Annotated in this window: 12 protein-coding genes; 5 read left to right on the plus strand and 7 right to left on the minus strand. The window is 43.3% G+C overall.

Translation table 11 applies throughout. From position 1 onward, the window contains the following. Positions 1 to 275 precede the first annotated feature (275 nt). The gene (locus CDC37_RS12845; protein WP_096622341.1) at positions 276 to 2,315 is read right to left on the minus strand and encodes a serine/threonine phosphatase; all 2,040 of its coding nucleotides are present in this window, start codon (positions 2,313 to 2,315) and stop codon (positions 276 to 278) included. Between the two features lie 362 nt (positions 2,316 to 2,677). On the opposite strand from CDC37_RS12845, the gene recF reads away from it, so the two are divergent. Continuing rightward, positions 2,678 to 3,799: a DNA replication/repair protein RecF gene (gene recF, locus CDC37_RS12850; protein WP_096622343.1), complete on the plus strand. Its 1,122-nt coding sequence runs from the start codon at positions 2,678 to 2,680 to the stop codon at positions 3,797 to 3,799. Between the two features lie 417 nt (positions 3,800 to 4,216). Here the strand turns inward: recF and tkt are convergent, their stop codons facing one another. Next, positions 4,217 to 6,226: a transketolase gene (gene tkt, locus CDC37_RS12855; protein ID WP_096622344.1), complete on the minus strand. Its 2,010-nt coding sequence runs from the start codon at positions 6,224 to 6,226 to the stop codon at positions 4,217 to 4,219. A 33-nt stretch (positions 6,227 to 6,259) separates the two neighbouring features. Between tkt and CDC37_RS24305 the strand changes: the two genes are divergently transcribed. Beyond that, positions 6,260 to 6,535, plus strand: coding sequence for a hypothetical protein (locus CDC37_RS24305; RefSeq protein ID WP_157780737.1), 276 nt, complete (start codon positions 6,260 to 6,262; stop codon positions 6,533 to 6,535). A gap of 224 nt (positions 6,536 to 6,759) precedes the next feature. Here the strand turns inward: CDC37_RS24305 and fabF are convergent, their stop codons facing one another. Then, on the minus strand, positions 6,760 to 8,019 hold the full coding sequence (gene fabF / locus CDC37_RS12860) for a beta-ketoacyl-ACP synthase II (RefSeq protein WP_096622346.1): 1,260 nt from the start codon (positions 8,017 to 8,019) through the stop codon (positions 6,760 to 6,762). 389 nt (positions 8,020 to 8,408) lie between these two features. After that, the gene (acpP, locus tag CDC37_RS12865; protein ID WP_096622347.1) at positions 8,409 to 8,660 is read right to left on the minus strand and encodes an acyl carrier protein; all 252 of its coding nucleotides are present in this window, start codon (positions 8,658 to 8,660) and stop codon (positions 8,409 to 8,411) included. A 342-nt stretch (positions 8,661 to 9,002) separates the two neighbouring features. Here acpP and CDC37_RS12870 point away from each other — a divergent pair, with 342 nt between their 5' ends. Both CDC37_RS12870 and CDC37_RS12875 read left to right on the plus strand, forming a co-directional pair. Next, on the plus strand, positions 9,003 to 9,917 hold the full coding sequence (locus CDC37_RS12870; RefSeq protein WP_096622348.1) for a CoB--CoM heterodisulfide reductase iron-sulfur subunit B family protein: 915 nt from the start codon (positions 9,003 to 9,005) through the stop codon (positions 9,915 to 9,917). 377 nt (positions 9,918 to 10,294) lie between these two features. Continuing rightward, positions 10,295 to 10,594: a 30S ribosomal protein PSRP-3 gene (locus CDC37_RS12875; protein WP_096622349.1), complete on the plus strand. Its 300-nt coding sequence runs from the start codon at positions 10,295 to 10,297 to the stop codon at positions 10,592 to 10,594. 103 nt (positions 10,595 to 10,697) lie between these two features. Here the strand turns inward: CDC37_RS12875 and CDC37_RS12880 are convergent, their stop codons facing one another. Continuing rightward, entirely contained in the window at positions 10,698 to 12,425 is a 1,728-nt protein-coding gene (locus tag CDC37_RS12880) for a diflavin flavoprotein (RefSeq protein WP_096622350.1), read from the minus strand. Between the two features lie 370 nt (positions 12,426 to 12,795). Continuing rightward, positions 12,796 to 14,514 carry a diflavin flavoprotein gene (locus CDC37_RS12885; protein ID WP_096622352.1) on the minus strand — a complete coding sequence of 573 codons (1,719 nt, stop codon included), beginning with the start codon at positions 14,512 to 14,514 and terminating at the stop codon, positions 12,796 to 12,798. Positions 14,515 to 15,095: 581 nt separating this feature from the next. On the opposite strand from CDC37_RS12885, the gene CDC37_RS12890 reads away from it, so the two are divergent. Continuing rightward, the gene (locus CDC37_RS12890) at positions 15,096 to 16,451 is read left to right on the plus strand and encodes a tetratricopeptide repeat protein (protein WP_096622353.1); all 1,356 of its coding nucleotides are present in this window, start codon (positions 15,096 to 15,098) and stop codon (positions 16,449 to 16,451) included. A gap of 394 nt (positions 16,452 to 16,845) precedes the next feature. Here CDC37_RS12890 and CDC37_RS12895 read toward each other — a convergent pair whose 3' ends face one another. After that, positions 16,846 to 18,477, minus strand: a complete 1,632-nt coding sequence (locus tag CDC37_RS12895; protein ID WP_096622354.1) for an iron uptake porin — start codon at positions 18,475 to 18,477, stop codon at positions 16,846 to 16,848. Positions 18,478 to 19,052 lie beyond the last annotated feature (575 nt).

Below are 19,052 nucleotides of genomic sequence, written 5' to 3' on the forward strand. Positions count from 1 at the left end.
ACTTTTTACTTTTTAAATACTGATTGACCTTAAATCAACATCTTGCACCATATCTCGACTAAAAATAAATTTAACAAACTTCACTCCGTATTATCAAATTACTCAACTACCTTCCTGTACCCTGGTACTTTTTGTCCCCATATCAAAACAGTCTCCCATGTTGTTTAGACACAAGCAAACAAGAAAATAGCTCATTCCTGACTTGAAAGAGAGTTGGGTATTAGGTACTACTTTCCCTCCACACCGATCTTCTCCTTGAACGTATTGCTTGAAAATTAACTCACCACGGGACGGACTTTGGCACGAATCAGTACCGTAGTAATATTATCGTGCCCATTGTATTTATTGGCTAAATCGATGAGGTCTTTTGCTCCTTTTTCTAAACTTGCACTCGAAGATAGTAGGGGTTCCAAATGGGTGTGACAATGGGTTTCAATTAACTGATTGTCCGATAAACCGTCAGAAGCGAGGATAAACAAAGTATCCTCTTGGATTTGGAAAAATTGGACATCAGGTTCAACAAAGTTATCGTCACGAGGACCAAGAGCTTGCGTCAGCTGATAAGCATCAGGACGAGCATAGGCAATATCCGCTTCCACACCTCTACTAATTTCCCGTTGTCCGACTTCGTGGTCAACCGTAATTTGTTTCAGATGATGTTTGCGGGTATATTGGTATAGGCGGCTATCACCAACATGGGCAACGGCAATATTATTATCCTGTAACATCAACATGACTAAGGTGGTTCCCATGCGAGCAACACCGGAACGAGCATCCTGTTGATTACGGTCAAAAATTGCCTGATTTGCTTCGCGAATCCCTTGGCGGATAATGGCTTCGGTGGGTAATTTCGGAGTATCCCAGTAGATTTGGAAATACTTCTGGAGGGTATTTACAGCCAACTCACTAGCCACCTCACCACCAGCATGACCCCCCATCCCATCACAGAGGATATATAATCCCCGTGCAGCGATCGCCCGTGTGCGAGGTAGTTCAATTTTACTGATTCTCGTATCTATGCCAAAATAATCTTCATTATGGTCACGTTGACGGCCAACATCCGTTAGTCCTGCATGGTCAAGTTGGGAAAGTTGCATGGGTAAAACTAGCGTGGGTAAATCATCGCCTTTATTTTCATTGTCTGGGCTAGCAGTTGATTGCAACAGCGTAGAAGCAGGGACATTTCCAATACTCGTGAAGGCTTCTGTGACATCATCATCGGTGTTTATTTCCGGGGTAATTGGTTGTAATTCCTCCGCGATCGCTTTGAGACTGGATTGGACTTCTTGGAGGCTATCAATGTTTCCCAGTTCCATTTCCCCCAGTAAATGCATCAAAGTGCCAAATTGGGTTCGTTGGGATTGTTTAAATAATTGATGCCAAACCCTTCCTAAAGCTTGGATGGGGAATTCATTCTCCAGGAATGGATCTTCAGGGAGACAAGATGGGGAAGTATCGTCAATCGAATCACAAGGAATGGTAAAATCATCAATGTGAAGCCGTTGTAGAGAAAGGGCTTGGTCTTCGTCAAATCGTAAATTATCGATGAATAATAAACTTTGGCGACATTTAAAAGGCTGTAAAATTTCCCACAGTTGACTCATCTGCTGGAAATAATGGACAATTTGTAACATCGTCGTCTGTTCCTGTTGCCATAGTTCCAACACATGGGGTAAATGGGAACGTTCCTCGATTAAAACAACTTGGATATTTCCCTGTTGCCATGCATCATGAATTGCCGGAATACCCAAATGGGAATAGGATTGGAGAGCTAGATAGGGTTGAGCAATGGCAGGAATATTCGGAGAATCAGCCTTAAGCCTTTGGCTGATTGCATCCACAATTTCCTGACTAGGGTTGCTAATTAAAGCATGTAAAAACGTAACTTGAAAAGGTTGGGAGTCCAGTACCTGTACACAAATTTCTCCTTCCGTTAGTCGATTACAGTCCAGGGGTTCCAATAAGCGGTAACGTTGTTGTGGATCGAGAAATTCCCCCGTTGACAATACAGGGAACTCTTGTGATAGGGTGACAGGAGAGGATATGGAGCTTTCTCCTTCCTGGTCAGGATTTTCCGCAGCAGTCAGTGATAAATCACTCCCATTTCCACCGTGATTTTCCGCAATCGGATTCAGTGCAATAATTGCCAACCAAACCACACCGCAAAAGGCACCACAATTTTGACATTCCTGTGCATTCACTGGTACATCGACACCGCAGTGATGACATGGTTTTTCCGTCAAGGAAGTGCCACAATTTTGACAAAACTTATTAGCATTCGGGTTTTCAAAATTACACTGAGGGCAAATTAACATGTGTTCAGTTCCTTAATTCCGGTTTCAAGGAGCTTCGATTTGATGATTAGCCGAGGGCTTTCCCCACAACCCCTTACCGATGGATGGGTAAACTTTGAGCTAAGTAGAACGGATAAATCGAGATTCCAACTTGGGTGCTAAGGACAGTTTAACGCCTAACAGTTGATTGCGTCAGCTAAAAATTGCTGAGAATCGACGGGTAAACTAGGGGAAAATAGGGAACGGGGAACACTACCGAATCCGTGCGTGACAAAAATTATGAGAATAGTTTAGTCTGTTCATGCTGTTTTCGCGATTAAGCCTAAATTCGATGAATGGGGTATTCTGTATCCTGTATCCTGACTTCCACTTCCCGTTGATTCATGTTTTTGCGATCGCTATATCTTCGTCAATTTCGTAATTATCAGGAGCAGTTTGTCGAATTTACTGCCCCGAAAACGATTTTATTAGGGAATAACGCCCAGGGAAAGTCAAATTTATTGGAAGCGGTGGAATTATTAGCAACCCTACGCACCCATCGTATGGCTCGCGATCGCGATTTGGTTCAAGATGGTGCGGATGCGGGAATCATTCAAGCTTCCCTAAAACGGGAAACTGGTATCAGTGAACTTAAATTAACTTTACGACGCAATGGTAGACGCACCGTTAACCTCAATGGTGAAAATTTACGCCGACAGATGGATTTTCTGGGGGTGGTGAATGCAGTAGAATTTTCCAGCCTAGATTTAGAACTGGTGCGGGGTGGACCTGACAACCGTCGTCATTGGCTTGATACCTTGTTAGTTCAACTAGAACCAGTGTATGCCCATATTTGCCAACAGTATAATAAAGTACTACGTCAGCGCAATGCTTTTTTACGTCACTACGCCGAAAATGGCAATCTAGATTTAGTCAAAACCGAATTAGCAGTCTGGGATACCCAACTGGCAATCGCTGGTACCAGGGTCATCAGAAGACGCGATCGCGCCCTCCAACGTCTTGCTCCTTTAGCTACAGCTTGGCATCAAAATATCAGTGGTAGCACTGAAGAATTAACTATTAAGTATGTACCCAATGTTCCCCTAGACAGGGAGGAACCAGAACAGATTCATACAGCCTTTTTAGAGAAAATTCACAGTCGAGCGATCGCGGAATTACATCAAAATACAACTTTAGTCGGACCCCACCGCGACGAAATCGAATTAATTATTAACCAGACACCCGCTCGTCTCTACGGTTCCCAGGGACAGCAAAGAACTTTAGTGTTAGCTTTAAAATTAGCCGAATTACAGTTAATTGAGGATGTGGTCGGTGAACCACCCCTCCTCCTCCTGGATGATGTCCTTGCTGAACTCGATCCATCCCGTCAAAATCAACTTCTCGATGCCATTCAAGAACGCTTTCAAACCCTGATTACTACAACCCATTTAGGTGCATTTGATGCGCAATGGTTAAAATCATCACAGGTTATCACCGTGGAAGCAGGGAAAATCAAGGGATTTTAGATTTTGGATTTTGGATATACCAGTTTGAAAAATAAATGCCACAGATCGATTTTGTGAAATTTTGTAGAGACGTAGCACTGCTACGTCTTATCTTTAACGTGAGTTCGATGAACCTCACCCCAACCCCTCTCCAGGATGGAGAGGAGCAGAAAAATCCGTAGTTTTAACCAAAAATCAATGTTTTCCAAGCCTCTCTCCAAGAGGGGGAAAGGTTTGGAGAGGGGTTATTTGAATCCGTCGTCGCTCGCTACGACCCAGGAGTACTCACGTTACCTTTATATGTAGTATATGTAGCACTGCTACGTCTCACATTCCAGATGTGTTTCAAACATTTTTGGAATCGTTAATAAAAATAAAAGGTGGGCATTTTTACCCACCCCTTGGAACCTAATTCATTAATTAATCAACTGACATTAATTACAAAATACCTTTAGCTGTTGCAATCACATTATCCACAGTAAAGCCAAATTTCTCCATACAAACCGCACCGGGAGCAGATGCACCAAAACGTTCGATACTCACAGCTGCACCTTCCGTACCAATGTACTTGTGCCAACCAAAACTCACACCTGCTTCCACCGATACCCGCTTAGTCACAGCTTTGGGTAGTACGGATTCTTGGTAAGCTGCATCCTGTTCCGCAAATAACTCCCAGGATGGCATGGAAACAACACGAACCTTTGTACCTTCGGCGGTTAATTTTTCTGCCGCAGTTATACATAGATTCAATTCCGAACCAGTCCCAATCAAAATCAAATCGGGTGTACCTTCACTATCCACAACGGTATACGCACCTTTGGTGACACCTTCAATGGAAGTACCCGCAAGGTTGGGGAGGTTTTGTCGGGAGAATGCCAACAAGGTGGGATTATTCTTTTTCGCTTTTTCAATCGCCACCTTGTAGGCTCCTGATACTTCTGTACCATCAGCCGGACGGATAACGGTGAGGTTAGGAATAGCTCGCAAAGAAGCCAGGGTTTCTACAGGTTGGTGGGTTGGACCGTCTTCACCTTGACCAATGGAATCGTGGGTCATGACCCAGATGGTTCCAGCGAGGGAAAGGGCTGATAGACGAATCGCTGCTCGCATGTAGTCGGTGAAAATGAGGAAAGTCGCACCGTAGGGAATCAATCCGGAACCGTGCAGGGCCATACCATTACAAATAGCTCCCATTGCGTGTTCACGGACACCAAAGTGGATATTGCGATTTTGGTATTGTCCTTTTTGGAAGTCCCCTTCACCCTTGATTTCGGTTAAGTTGGAGTGGGTGAGGTCAGCGGAACCACCGATTAATTCGGGTAATACGGCTGCTAATTTATTTAAACAGGTTTCCGAATGTTTCCGGGTAGCCACACCTTTATCTTCTGGGGTGTAGGTGGGTAAAACTTTGTCCCAACCTTCAGGTAATTGGCCACTGATTTGGCGTTCAAAGGAGGCTGCTTCTTGGGGATATTTAGCCTTGTATTCGGCAAAAAGTTGGTTCCACTCGCTTTCTGCCTTTGCACCCCGTTCTATTGCCTTGCGCATGTGGTCTAGCACATCCTGGGGTACTTCAAAGGGAGGCAATTCCCAATGTAAATTTTTCCGGGTGGCTTCGACTTCTTCCGCACCTAAAGCCGAACCGTGAACACCTGCGGTGTTAGCCTTTTTGGGAGAACCATAACCGATGGTGGTAGTCACCTTAATCATCGAGGGCTTGTCGGTGACTTTTTTCGCCTCTTCAATGGCTTTGGCGATCGCATCGAGGTCAGTGTTACCATCTTTGACATGGAGAACGTGCCAGCCATAGGCTTCAAAGCGCAAGGAAACATCTTCGGTAAATGCCACATCGGTAGAACCGTCGATGGAGATGTGGTTATCGTCGTATAAAGCAATTAGTTTACCTAACCCCAAGTGACCAGCCAAGGAACAAGCTTCACCAGAAACCCCTTCCATGTTGCAACCGTCACCCAAAAGCACGTAAGTATAGTGGTCAACGATTTTGGCATCGGGTTTGTTGTATTTCGCAGCCAGGTGAGCTTCAGCCATTGCTAAACCGACACCATTGGCAATACCCTGTCCTAGGGGTCCGGTGGTAACCTCTACTCCGGGGGTGACAAAGTTTTCTGGGTGACCGGGGGTTTTAGATTCCCACTGACGAAATTGTTTAATTTCCTCAATCGTCACGCTGTCGAAACCTGTCAAATAGAGCAGAGCATACTGCAACATTGAGCCGTGACCCGCCGACAAGATGAATCTATCCCGATTGAACCATTTGGGATTTTTGGGGTTGAACCGCATGAATTTATCCCAAAGTACGAACGCCATTGGCGCTGCACCCATCGGTAATCCTGGGTGTCCGGATTTTGCTTTTTCGACAGCATCGATAGCCAGGAAGCGAATCGAATTGATACAAAGTTCTTCAAGGGTTTGGGTTGCAACAGCCATAATCTCTCAAATTTTTAACGACGGGTTAGCACTATGATTCTTATCTACTGCTCTTTCCCTGGAAGGGGTTTGGTGATTTTTACTTGTTTGGGAATGTCGAATCGGGTGACAGTTAACCATCAACGGTCAACCGCTAACCACCAGACAACTTTTGCCACCAACCACCGATTCCATGTTCATGAGCAGTTATACCTATCATCCCATTGGTGTTTGTGGACGGACAAGCCGTATTTGATGGGATTTTCTAAATTTACTTTTGGATTTATTGTATGCGCGATCGCAACCTATATCCGTTGTCTATTGGACTGAATTTACCGCATGTTATTTTACCAAAGAAGTGGGTTGCAAAAATTGACAACCCCTAATTGGTGGGTGGAAAGCAGTTCCCAAAGCAGGATAGGAAAAATCTTTTGGTTTCATCCCTTACCCCTGCATCAGAGAAACTGCGCTTTGCAGGTCTACGAAGTAGACAAGGAAAGAAAATTCTTGAAATTAATCTCACACCCTACCCAACCCCCATTGTCCATCCATAACTACTTGGCTTCAGCGTACTTTTTAAACGCCAAGGTGACATTATGCCCACCAAATCCAAAAGAATTAGATAGAGCTACATTTAAAGCTTGGACGCGACTGGTTTGGGGTACGTAGTCTAAATCACAATCTGGGTCTGGGTTTTCCAGGTTTATCGTGGGGGGAATCACTCCGTTAGCGATAGCCAAAACTGTAGCAACGGCTTCAATACCACCGGAACCACCCAATAAATGCCCCGTCATGGACTTGGTAGAACTTACAGCGACTTTATAGGCATGTTCCCCTAACACACTTTTAATTGCAGCCGTTTCATTCACATCATTGGCAGGGGTACTAGTGCCGTGGGCATTGATATAATCAATCATGTTGGGGTCAAGACCACCATCCTTCAAAGCCATGCGAATTGCCCTTGCAGCCCCTTCACCACCGGGAACGGGGGAGGTCATATGATAGGCATCACAGGTCATCCCGTAACCAACTATTTCCGCGTAAATTCTGGCCCCACGACTCAAGGCATGTTGTAATTCTTCCAAAATCAAAACACCCGCACCTTCCCCCATCACAAAACCATCCCGGTCTTTGTCAAAGGGACGACTCGCTTTTTGGGGCTGATCGTTACGGAAGGACAAAGCCTTACAAGCTGCAAATCCCGCCACCGACAAGGGTGTAATGGCAGCCTCACAACCGCCACAAATCATCGCTTGGGCATAACCATTCTGGATAATCCGAAAAGCATCACCAATGGCATTGGAACCAGCAGCACAAGCCGTCACCGCACAGGAATTTGGTCCCTTTGCACCGGTGTGGATTGCCGTTAAACCTGCTGCCATATTGGCAATCATCATCGGAATCATAAAGGGACTACACCGGTCAGGACCTCGGTTCAAGTAGACGGTTTGTTGGTCTTCCATCACTTTAATACCACCAACCCCAGAACCAATAATCACACCTATTTGTTCGGCGTTGAGGTCATTAATCACCAAATTGGCATCCGCCAAAGCCTGTTTTGCAGCTGAGACTCCAAACTGGGAAAATCGATCCATCCGTTTGGCTTCCTTTCGATCCATATAATCCTCTGGATCGAAATTTTTCACTTCGCCAGCGATGCGACAATCATGATGAGAAGCATCAAATAAAGTAATTTCGCCAATTCCGTTGTGTCCGTTGACTAACCCAGACCAATATGCGGCGGATGTATTGCCAATCGGTGTAATCGCGCCAACACCCGTGACAACAACGCGTTTACGTTCTATTTCTGTCATGATTCTAAGTTTGGTGGCTATTTATGAAAGACCGTGCCGAGTCAAGATTTGCTGTTCCTTACCATAAACATTTCCAGAACACCGCAAGTATACATGTTTCCACGTCACATCTTGCAGCGATGTATTCCTGCATTTAGAGCAAGGGAGTCCCCATGTTGTTTGGACGCAAACAAAAAATATAGTCTATTTGCGCTTCCTAATTCCTACTCCCCACTCCCTACTAACTGAAAGTTTGAGGAGTCTGTGAGAAATCTGGGTATTGACCTTGAGTTAGGATAAAAACGCCTGGTGTGGCTCCAAATATCTCAACATATATTCCAGAAATGTATGTAAAGTAACAGCATACCCTGCCCTGCACAGAAAAAATTGGGAATTTGCGACAGCAATAACTATGCAGAGGCTGCAACCTTATTGTTGATGTAGTCAACCGCTTCTTGGACGGTAGTGATTTTTTCGGCAGCTTCATCGGGAATTTCAATATCAAATTCCTCTTCCAGTGCCATTACCAATTCCACCGTATCCAGGGAATCCGCACCCAAATCATTGGCAAAATGGGATTGGGGGTTAATGGTATCAGCCTCAACGCTGAGTTGATCTGCCACAATTTTCTTGACTTTTTCAAAAATTTCCGTCTGACTCATGGATAAAATACTCCAACAATAAGTTTATAGTTATCTCGCGTTGACAACGACACGATTTTAGAGCATATACATCTTATCGGAAAGCGCGATCATCCGTATATGCTCTGAATCCACAGTTTATTTTTTAAAACTTTTGTACTATCTGCTTACCTTTGTTCATGGGGGAAATTTATAGAGATGTTGATGATATTGGCAAAAAAGTTTGATTTAGCTGATTTTATTTGTTTGTGTTTTTCTTCATCAAACTATAGGTTTATTCGCGGCTGATGTAACTATTCGACTGTTAGTAATGATAGAACAGTTAATGTCAAGGGTAAACAATCACTTTATAACTATTTTTTTATGGTATCTCAGTCAGTACCCCTCAAATATGCTTATTTTCCCGGATGTGTAGCTCAGGGAGCTTGTGGTGAATTGCATTTAGCGACAGTTGCCCTTGCTGGTAGACTGGGGATTGAATTAATTGAATTAAAAAAAGCAGCTTGTTGTGGATCCGGGACTTTTAAGGAAGATTCCCAACTTTTGGAAGACACGGTGAATGCAAGGAATATTGCCCTAGCGGAAGAATTAAACTTGCCAATGTTAACCCACTGTAGCACCTGTCAAGGGGTAATTGGTCATGTGGACGAGCGATTGAAGGCAGAGCGCGATCGCAATTCTCCCTATTTCCACCAGGTTAATGATTTGTTGCAGCAGGAAGGTTGTTTACCCTATCGGGGGAATACCCAAGTCAAGCATTTACTGTATGCTTTAATTCAAGATTATGGGATTGAGGCGATCGCCAATCGTGTCACCCGCAAACTGACTGGTTTGAAATGTGCGGCATTTTACGGATGTTACTTACTGCGATCGCAAAAGTTTTCCCGTGACGACAATCCTTTTCATCCCCAGGCAATGGAATCAATATTTACTGCGGTGGGAGCAGAACCAATTTACTATCAAGGACGTACCCAATGTTGTGGTTGGCCCATATCTAGCTATGCCACCACTGAATCCTTTAAAATGGCAGGCAAACATATTCAAGAAGCGATCGCAGCTGGTGCGGATTGTATTGTCACCCCCTGTCCCCTGTGTCATCTCAATTTGGATTCCCGTCAACCGGAGGTCGAAAAAACCATTGGTCAGCAACTGGGATTACCGATTCTCCATTTACCCCAGTTAGTCGCCTTGGCTTTAGGTATAAGTCCCCAGGAATTAGGTCTAGAGCGTCATGTGGTATCCACCCGACCAGTATTGCAGAAGTTGGGAATGGGATAAAATGTGAGACGTGAAAAGTAATGGGTTATACTGCAAGCAGTCAGTGATACAAATACAAAAACAGCTAGAAGCATTCTGGCTACTTCCAGAGTTGCAAATCATGTTGAAAGTATAATTTTCTACTATTCTCCTGGAGACTACCCGTTGGGTCGTCTCTACTCTCTGCAAATTTTGGGAATTTATAAATAATCCAGGTAGAAACTATTTTGAGATTAATTCACCCACAGAGCAAGGTCTTGAGTTAGAATAGGCTATCGCAACGCTATTACCGGAAATTGTGAAAGCAGCATCAAAAAATCTAATGATGATGTTTTCCCAATGGCAATAGCAACACAAAAGTAGAGTAAAACGAGAGCGGGACATCCCGGAGGTCTTGATTGTCGAAATTTATCTTGAAAATTCTTTGGCTGGACGAAAATGTTGCTCTAGCCGTGGATCAAGTTGTTGGTAAAGGTACTAGTCCTTTAACAAAATACTTTTTTTGGCCCAGAAACGATGCTTGGGAAGAATTAAAAAAAGAACTTGAAGCCAAGCATTGGATCAGTGAAATGGATCGGGTAGAGTTACTCAACAAAGCCACCGAAGTCATTAACTATTGGCAAGAGGAAGGTAGAAACCGTCCAATTTCCGAAGCTCAATTGAAATTTCCCGAAGTTACTTTCACTGGTAGTGCTTGATAGGTTCCGACACTGTAGTAGAGACGTAATATAGTAATATATTACGTCTCTACTCATAAAATTTATCTGCGCTATTCTGATTTCAAAGCATCTCAAACCGTCATTAATAATAACTGCCAGATTTACGATAGTGAATAGCAGTTAATTCATTCGCTTCCAAGACCTTGCCATCATCAACAATAGCATAAATTACCCAATGGTCGCCACATTCCAAACGCTTATTGACTGTACACTCCAAATAGGCGATCGCATCATTAAAAATAGTACAACCATTGGCTGCCACACTGGTATCAAATCCGGCAAATCTATCTTCTCCCGGAGCAAAATTTTTCCGGAAATGGCGAATATATTCTTGATGGTTTTTCTCACCCAGAATATTTACCACCAATTTTCCACCAGCATACATCAGGGATTCAATCGCTCGATCTTTTGCGATCGCAATTGTTAAACCGGGAGGATTAAAAGTTGCTTGGGATATCCATGCACCCATCATTGCCGTAGCAATATCACCCTGTTTGGCGGTAATAATACATACCGAACCCACAATCCGACCAACCGCTTGTTCCAGGGGAGAAGCTGCGGTTTGGGGTAATCTTTGCCGACGAGCGCGTTTCAGGGATTGGGCAAAGTCGATAGCGGTTTCTTCACATTCCTTCAAGATTGGGTCGGAGGGTTTAAAGCGGACACGCATGGTGGGGAATGCCAATCGATATCCAGCTTCCTTGAGCTTACCTTCAATCAAGTCAAAGGCTTCCCCACTCCACCCGTAGGAACCAAATACACCTGCGGGTTTACTAGTATCTGCTAGGGCTAAAATAATTCCTAGGGCTGTGTGGATGGGGGTGGGTGCATGGCCACCAATGGTGGGGGAACCAATAATAAACCCGTCGGCTTTTTCTAGGGTTGTACGGATTTCGTCGGTTGTAGCAAACTCGCAGTTTAACAAATCAACGGCTACACCAGCTTTTGTTAAACCTAAGCCAAAGGCTTGCGCAAGGGTGGCTGTATTTCCGTAGGCGGAAGCGTATAATAAGGCGACACGGATTTCTCTGGTGGCTTGGGAATGGCTCCATTCCGTGTAGGATTTGGTTAATTCGAGTAAACCATAGCGAATTAAAGGGCCATTTCCCACTGCGTACATCCGCACGGGGTAATCAGAAATTTTCTCTAGAGCAGCCTTGACATGGGGAGCATTAGGGGCCATGACGCTATCATAAAAATAGCGTTGGTCTTGTTTATATTTATCCCAGTCTTCATCAAAGATATCATCACCGCAGACATGGGCACTAAATAATTTATCGGTATAGAGAATTTGGGTTTGTTGGTCGTAGGTACAAAGTGCTTCAATCCATCGCGGACTGGGGGTAGGGATAAATTTTAAAATATGACCCTTACCTAAATCGAGGGTTTCCTTACCTCGCATTTCCAGCACGGATAAATTCTCATTGGCAAAAGCTTGACGTAAATATCTCGCACCCATCACCGAAGTCACAAAAGTCAGATTCGGTGCAATTTCCAATAAAAACCTCAAAGAAGCCATGCGATTCGGATTAAAGTGACCGATAATCACATAATCAATAGTTTCCAACTCTAAACAGCGTCGTAAAGCCTCACGATAAATATCCGTCACCGTTTCCGGAGGTGGGTCAATTACAGCAGTTTTGTGACCTTGAATCACGTAGGAATTGCAAGTAGTACCCCGTCCGAGAGCATATTCAATTTCAAATCGTTGTCGTGTCCAACTACGAGCGCGTAAAACTGTTGTATCTGTAGCAATGGGTAATACTTGAACGTCACGGGGTCGTAATTCACGAGAAATTGTATCAGTCATGGTGATCAATTTGGATGGTGTGTGAAGGGATGAGGGGGATTTTGGATATCCGTAGAGACGACCCGTCGGGTCGTCTTTAATTTTGGATTTTGGATTTTGGATTTTGGATTTTAGATTTTAGATTTTGGATTTTCGTCACCCAAAATAATAATTGTGGCGTTGCGGAATATGAATTGAAAATTTCACGTTGTCTAGAGACGCGATATATCGCGTCTCTACATTTAATAAAAATGCCAAATTAAAATTTTAAATTTTCTGCGGGGTGAAAAATCGGTTTGGGAAGGTGGTTATCTTATTTTCCAGGTATTTACGCAAAAACCCAACTTCCTGGAGACGACCCGATGGGTCATCTCTACTCCCTACTCCCAAATTAGTAGTAATTTCCCACTTTCCGGTGACGGACTGCTGTGAGTCCTTCATTTTTAGCCACTCTTCCTTCCTTTGCGTGACAGTAGACTATCCAGTGGTCACTACATTCCATCCGGTCTACGATTTCACATTCAATATAAGCTAGGGAATCAGTCAGGATAGGTGCGCCATTTTGAGCTACCTGGGTTTTAATACCGCTAAATCGATCCACACCTGGGGGGAGACGCTTGAGGAAATGTTTTTTCAGGTCTTTGTAATTACCCTCTTCCAACACGTTCAACACGAAACTGTCACCAACCTGCATAAATGCTTCAATGGCTCTATCTTTGGCTACGGCAACGGTGAACCCTAATGGTTGTAAACTAGCTTGAGCAACCCATGATGCGAGCATGGCGCTTTTTGTGCCGTTTTTTTCACTGGTGATGATGTATAAACCATTACTAATCCGTCCCAGGGCCCTTTCCATATTCACATCAAGGGCTTTCACCTGTTTGAGATTGCGATCGCGTACTAAAACCTGTCCAAATTCACTTCCCCGTTCTTCCCATGCTGTTAGGGTGTTGGTGGTGGGTGTTTCTTTGATTTTAATGGCGCTAAAGCCTTCTTTAATCCCCAAGTCTACAAAGCGTTTACGCAAGGGGGAAATGGGTTCATCGTCCCCACCGAAGCACTCGAAGAAGCCGACAAATTGTTTAGGTTTGACCACAGCTAACAGGGAACTAATTCCGGCTTGAGCAGCAACATTGGCACTCGCTGGCATCCCGATGATTATACCAGCTGCACGTCCAGCTAATTCTTGAATTTCCTGGTGGTCTGCGGTACTGATATCGAGGGTTTCCACTCCCACCCCGGTTTTTTGGATTCCGTGGGTAAGTGCATGGGCAACATGATCAGCATAGCCGTAATTGGGAACATAAAACATGCCGACGATAGTTTCTGCTTTCGCTTGGACATTACTCCAAGCTTGGTAGCGCTCCCGTAAAAATTCTAGGTGATGGTATAGTAAAGGACCATGACCATTGGCGATGATTTTGATTTCCCCTAATTCTGCCATTTTCTTCATGGCATTAATTAGCGATCGCGCATTTGGTCCCATCAAGCAATCGTAGTAAAAGCGGAAATCAGGTTCAATTGCTTCCAAATCCACATCAAAGGTATCATGACTACAGTAGTGCATCCCGAAGGCATCACAGGTGTAGAGAATTTTGGTTTTGTGGTCGAAGCTAAAAATTGTATCTGGCCAGTGTAAATTTGGCGCACTGATAAATTCGATACAATGACCACCACCAATATCAATGCGATCGCCTGATTTGACAATCCGCTTACTAAAAGGGTCATGAACCAGGTTTTCCAAAAATTGTAGCGCCACTTTTGAAGCTAAAACTGTGGCTCTAGGTGCAATTTCTAATACATCTCCGACTAAACCACTATGGTCAGGTTCAGTATGACTAACAATTATATAATCAATCTCCTTGGGATTCACAAGACCTTTTAAGGTTTGTAAATATAAATCCCGGAACTTGGTATGGGAAGTATCAACCAGAACCGTTTTTTCCCCCTTAATTAAATAGGAATTATAGGTCGTCCCGTTCTGTAACCCAAACTCAATATCAAAGCGATCGCGATCCCAATCCAACGAACGAATCGCTGTCGTGTTGGGTGCAATCTCTACCGTTTGTATCGTTAACCGACGCTCGACAGTTTCTGTTGTAGCAACCATGATTAATATCAAAATAATTGCAAATTTTAGCTGTATCTGGTTGCCTCTATTTTGCTCATATTTATTTTTGTCAAGTTGTTAGGGATGATATTTTTAAAAATTTTCTAAATGTAGTTATTTTAACAAATAGGAAGGAGACAGGAGGTAAGAAGTTATACGAATTTTTCCCAAAATACAACAAATAAATTTTGTAGAGACGTAGCATTGCAATTTTGTAGAGACATAGCATTGCAATTTTGTAGAGATGTAGCATTGCTACGTCTCATAGTTGGAATTGGTATTAGAAGAAAAATATAGGAGATGGGATAGGGGAGGTTCATTATTATCAGAATTATTGTAACCCGAATTCCGACAATAATTATTTGATCATGTTGACGCGCGATCGCGGGTTGGTATGATGGTGGTGCGTGTTGCTGTTGTGATTGTCGCGTTGTCCTAAGTCTTTTCTTTGTCGGGGGAATAGACCATTCCCGTCGGATACTAATTTTGATTACAAACAACTTGATTTTTTTAAGTTGTTCAGAAATTAGTGTTCGCAAATTGATGATTCTACTTTACCCTCATGTCAAGTATTGTAAACTATGCTTGCTCAAATCCACATGAAAATTAAGGTTATATCACTGTTATTTTCTTCTATCATAAATTTATCAGGCAACGTTGCCATTGCCCAGTCACAGGTGCCTGCTACATCCACTCCCCAACCAAAAAACCAAGTACTGGAACAGGTTCAAAATTCTCCGCAATCTCAGCAAATAGAGAAGCGAGTCCAGGAGGAAGCTAATCGCACTCTGATTGAACTGCTAGAACCAACTATCAATTTAATTAATTTTAATCTGGGAATTATTAATTTTTGGTTAATTGCTATCCCCTTAATTGGAGCGGGAGGATTTTTCATTTTTCGGGCTGCGATTATCAGAAAGTTAGAAAAAGATACACGAGAAAAAATTAAAGAAGAAATTGATACTATTCAAAAGGAAATCAGAGAAACAATTGAATCTCAAATTAATGCTAATAAGGCAGAAATAGATAGATTAATTCAAGAAAATAAAATGAAAATTAATGAGGCGGAAATCACAATGCATGAAATTACAGCACGGATTGAGCAATTAAAATTACAAATAGCGAAAAATATTGATGAACAGAGGGATTTTGTCGAAAAGCAAATTGAAAAACAAAAGGCATATGTGAATGATTTCACTAACGACATCAAGGTTAAAATCGCCGAGACCTTAACCGAAACCCTGAAAAAAACCCAAGAAGCGAAAGATGAAATGGAGCGAGAAAAAGACCGAATTCTCCAAGAATTATCAAAACTAGCTCCTCCCCTGTCTTCTATCCCCGACACCCATCAACCGGATGTTCAAAAACAAATCCAAGCATTGATAACCCAACTAGAAGACCTCAAACTCAAAAATCCCCAATTATTCTTGACAACTGATGATTATTTAAAACAAGGAGATGCCTTCTTTTTTGAAGGAAACTATCGAGAAGCAATTCGTTCCTACGATGAAGTCATTAAAGGACAAGAAGATTCGTTTTTAGCTTGGTCTAGTCGGGGTTGGGCTTTAAGAAGGATGGGTAAATTTGAAGAGGCTTTACAATCCTATGAAAAAGCCACACAAATTGACCCGAATAATCATATTGGTTGGTACGGTTTGGGTAACGTATTAAGGGAATTGGAACGGTTCGATGAAGCGATCGCCGTTTATCATCGGTCTCTGGAAATCAAACCAGACTTTTTCTGGTCTTGGTTTCGTCTCGGTCGGTGTTATATGTTGAAGTCAGAACTCAAAAAGGCTCTAGAATCTTTTCAAAAAGCCAAAGAACTAGATGCAGAAAGATTTCAGAAAATTATCCACAGCAAGGAGGAATTTCATTCACTCCAAGAACAAGAATATTTTCGCATTTTGTTTGAGAACGGAACAGAAGAGAAATAGAAATAAATCTACCAAAAAAATACTTTTACAATTTAAACTATCTCCGATTCTAAGTAGAGACGACCCGACGGGTCGTCTCTTCCCGACGGGTCGTCTCTCCCCGACGGGTCGTCTCTACTCCCAAAAAACCCTAATAAATATAAAGACGTAGCATGGCTACGTCTCTACAAATTTTTTGACAAATACTAATGTCTAAATACCAATCCCATCAACCTAGTACCGCGCGGCGTAAATACACCTACCTTTCCCCTCGCTCCCATGCTCCGCGTGGGAGCAGAATCTGCGAGGCTCCTGCTTCGTGAATGAAGGCAGAGCCTTCAACTCACTAAGCGACCACGCGGAGCATGGTCACTAGATAAAAAGTTAATACTCGGTTTATTTCAGCCAACCTGTACTAGAATCTAAAGGTTGTCCGCAAGGTACCAACATAAACAGTATCGTTGGTATTATTATGCTCAGGATTGAAGATGACCAACAATCCGGGTGTCAAGGAAATATTATTGGTGACGTTGAATCTGTACAGGGTTTCCAAGTGGTAGGAAGTACCACCTCTGTCGCGGAGACCACCGTTACTAGCACCAGCTACTTTGGGAGGTTGACCAAAAATCACACCGAAGGTGCTACCTCTGGAACCCAGGTCTCTGATTCCCAAAGTTGCAGCCCAATAGTTGATATCCGCACTCGCATTACTAGTGGCAGAACTTGCTTCCGTTAAACCATACCAACCTGCAAGGGTAATTTTATCCGTAATCCCAAATGCTGCTTGTACACCGTAGCTGTTTGCTTCCGTTGGCACACCACCAAAAGGCGCATTGGCATTCCGACTACCAGTAGCACCGATCAAACCCGATGATAAAACAGGATTTCCCAAGGTGTTGAGGTTAGTACCATTGTAGGAACGAGCATAGGTCAAACCTACATTCAAGCGATCGCTTGGTTTAAAATCAATTTGACCATAAAAGGCGCTATCCCCTTCAAATACACCGTTACCGGGGTTGGGGTTGGCGTTTTCCCTGGCCATATAAGCCGCACTGGCACTAATTGTACCCTTGGGGTTGAAGGTAGCTGTCACCCCTGCACCACCCTGTGAAAAGCGGTAAATGGGACTAAAGCGTCCGTAACGGGAGATTGCACCGGTAGCACTGCTGCTAAATAAGGGGTTAAAGTTATTAATGTTTTCGTAAACCTCTGCCCCTGTTGCGTCAATTTTTACTGCGATCGCATTCCCCAGGTTGAAGCTGTAGTTTAATTTATCTAACTCAACGTTGTTATTGTCGCCGCCGTCAAAAGCAAGACGGGTCATTCCAGTACCAGTCTGCCCGGCATTGGAAACGATATTACCAGCATTTAAACGGGTTTGCAGTTTGTCCCGACCAGTAAAGCTACTTTCTAGGCTCAAACGTACCCGATTAGCAAAGGTGGTATTGCTAGTCGAATCCGGTTGGTTTTCCCCATTCACGCCGTTAGCAGCTGCAAGATTCCCCCAAGTATCGGTAACGTTGAAAATCGCCTCACCTCTGAGTTTGGTGGTGGTGGAAAACTGATTTGCCTCCAATTCGGCTGTCCGCGCTTCTAGGGTATCCACCCGTCCACGTAAGGTTGCCAACTCAGCCGCAAACTCTTCCTGTAAACGTTGCAGGGTTGCCAAATCTTCCTTACTCACCAAATCAGCCGTTGCTGTCGCAATTAATTCATTCACCCGGTCTAAACAAGCGTTCAAACCAGCCGCAAATTCATAACGAGTTAAAGCCCGGTTCCCACGATAGGTTCCATTGGGATAACCCGCAATACAACCGTAACGCTCCACTAAGGATTGTAATGCCTGGAATGCCCAATCTGTAGGCTGTACATCCGAAAACTGGGAAACAGAGGTAACTTGCCCTAAGCTGTTTTGCTGCTGCTCCAAACTAGCAACCGAAGTCACGTTCTGATTTACTTCCGATGCGATCGCTCCGTTACCCGCCAAAAAGCTAGCCGCCAAAATTACTGGACTAACCTTTAATACATCCCGAATTCCTTTTGTCATGTTATTGTTCTCTCTCACACCTAACTTACCCGGTGTAATCACATAGTACGATAGTATTACTAAAGTTGGATTTTCCTAACAAGGTTTAGGTATTTACTTTGTGACACCTTATTTGTAATTCTACCAACAATTTTGCGGAGAAAGTGAATATAGAGAGTTTATGTTATTTATAACTTTTTCTTATCTCTGATAAAGATTTTTTATATGTGGATATTGTTTTTTGGGGATGGGTTGTCAGTAGCAGACAAGACAAGGTTAGGGTTTGGAAAGAGTTTCGTCTTGTAGTAAATTTGTATGCACGCCGATTCAATGACACCATTCGCTTCACTGGCTTACGTAAAAATACTGTAATTTTGGGTAAAAAGAGTTCAAGACTCAGGCACTAACTATGTCATTACGTAGCTTGATCAAAGCGAAACAGTGTGTAGCGTTGCTGCTCGTAGAGAAGTAATCGCAAAAAAACCTTGGTATTGATTCTCTACAATAAGTTCCGGTTGTAATAACAAATATTGTTTGCTCAGTCATGAGAGTTATTAAAATAATGCTTAAGCGCTATTTATTGATTACCGTTATAT

It is taken from the genome of Calothrix sp. NIES-3974 (assembly GCF_002368395.1).
Lineage (GTDB): Bacteria > Cyanobacteriota > Cyanobacteriia > Cyanobacteriales > Nostocaceae > NIES-3974.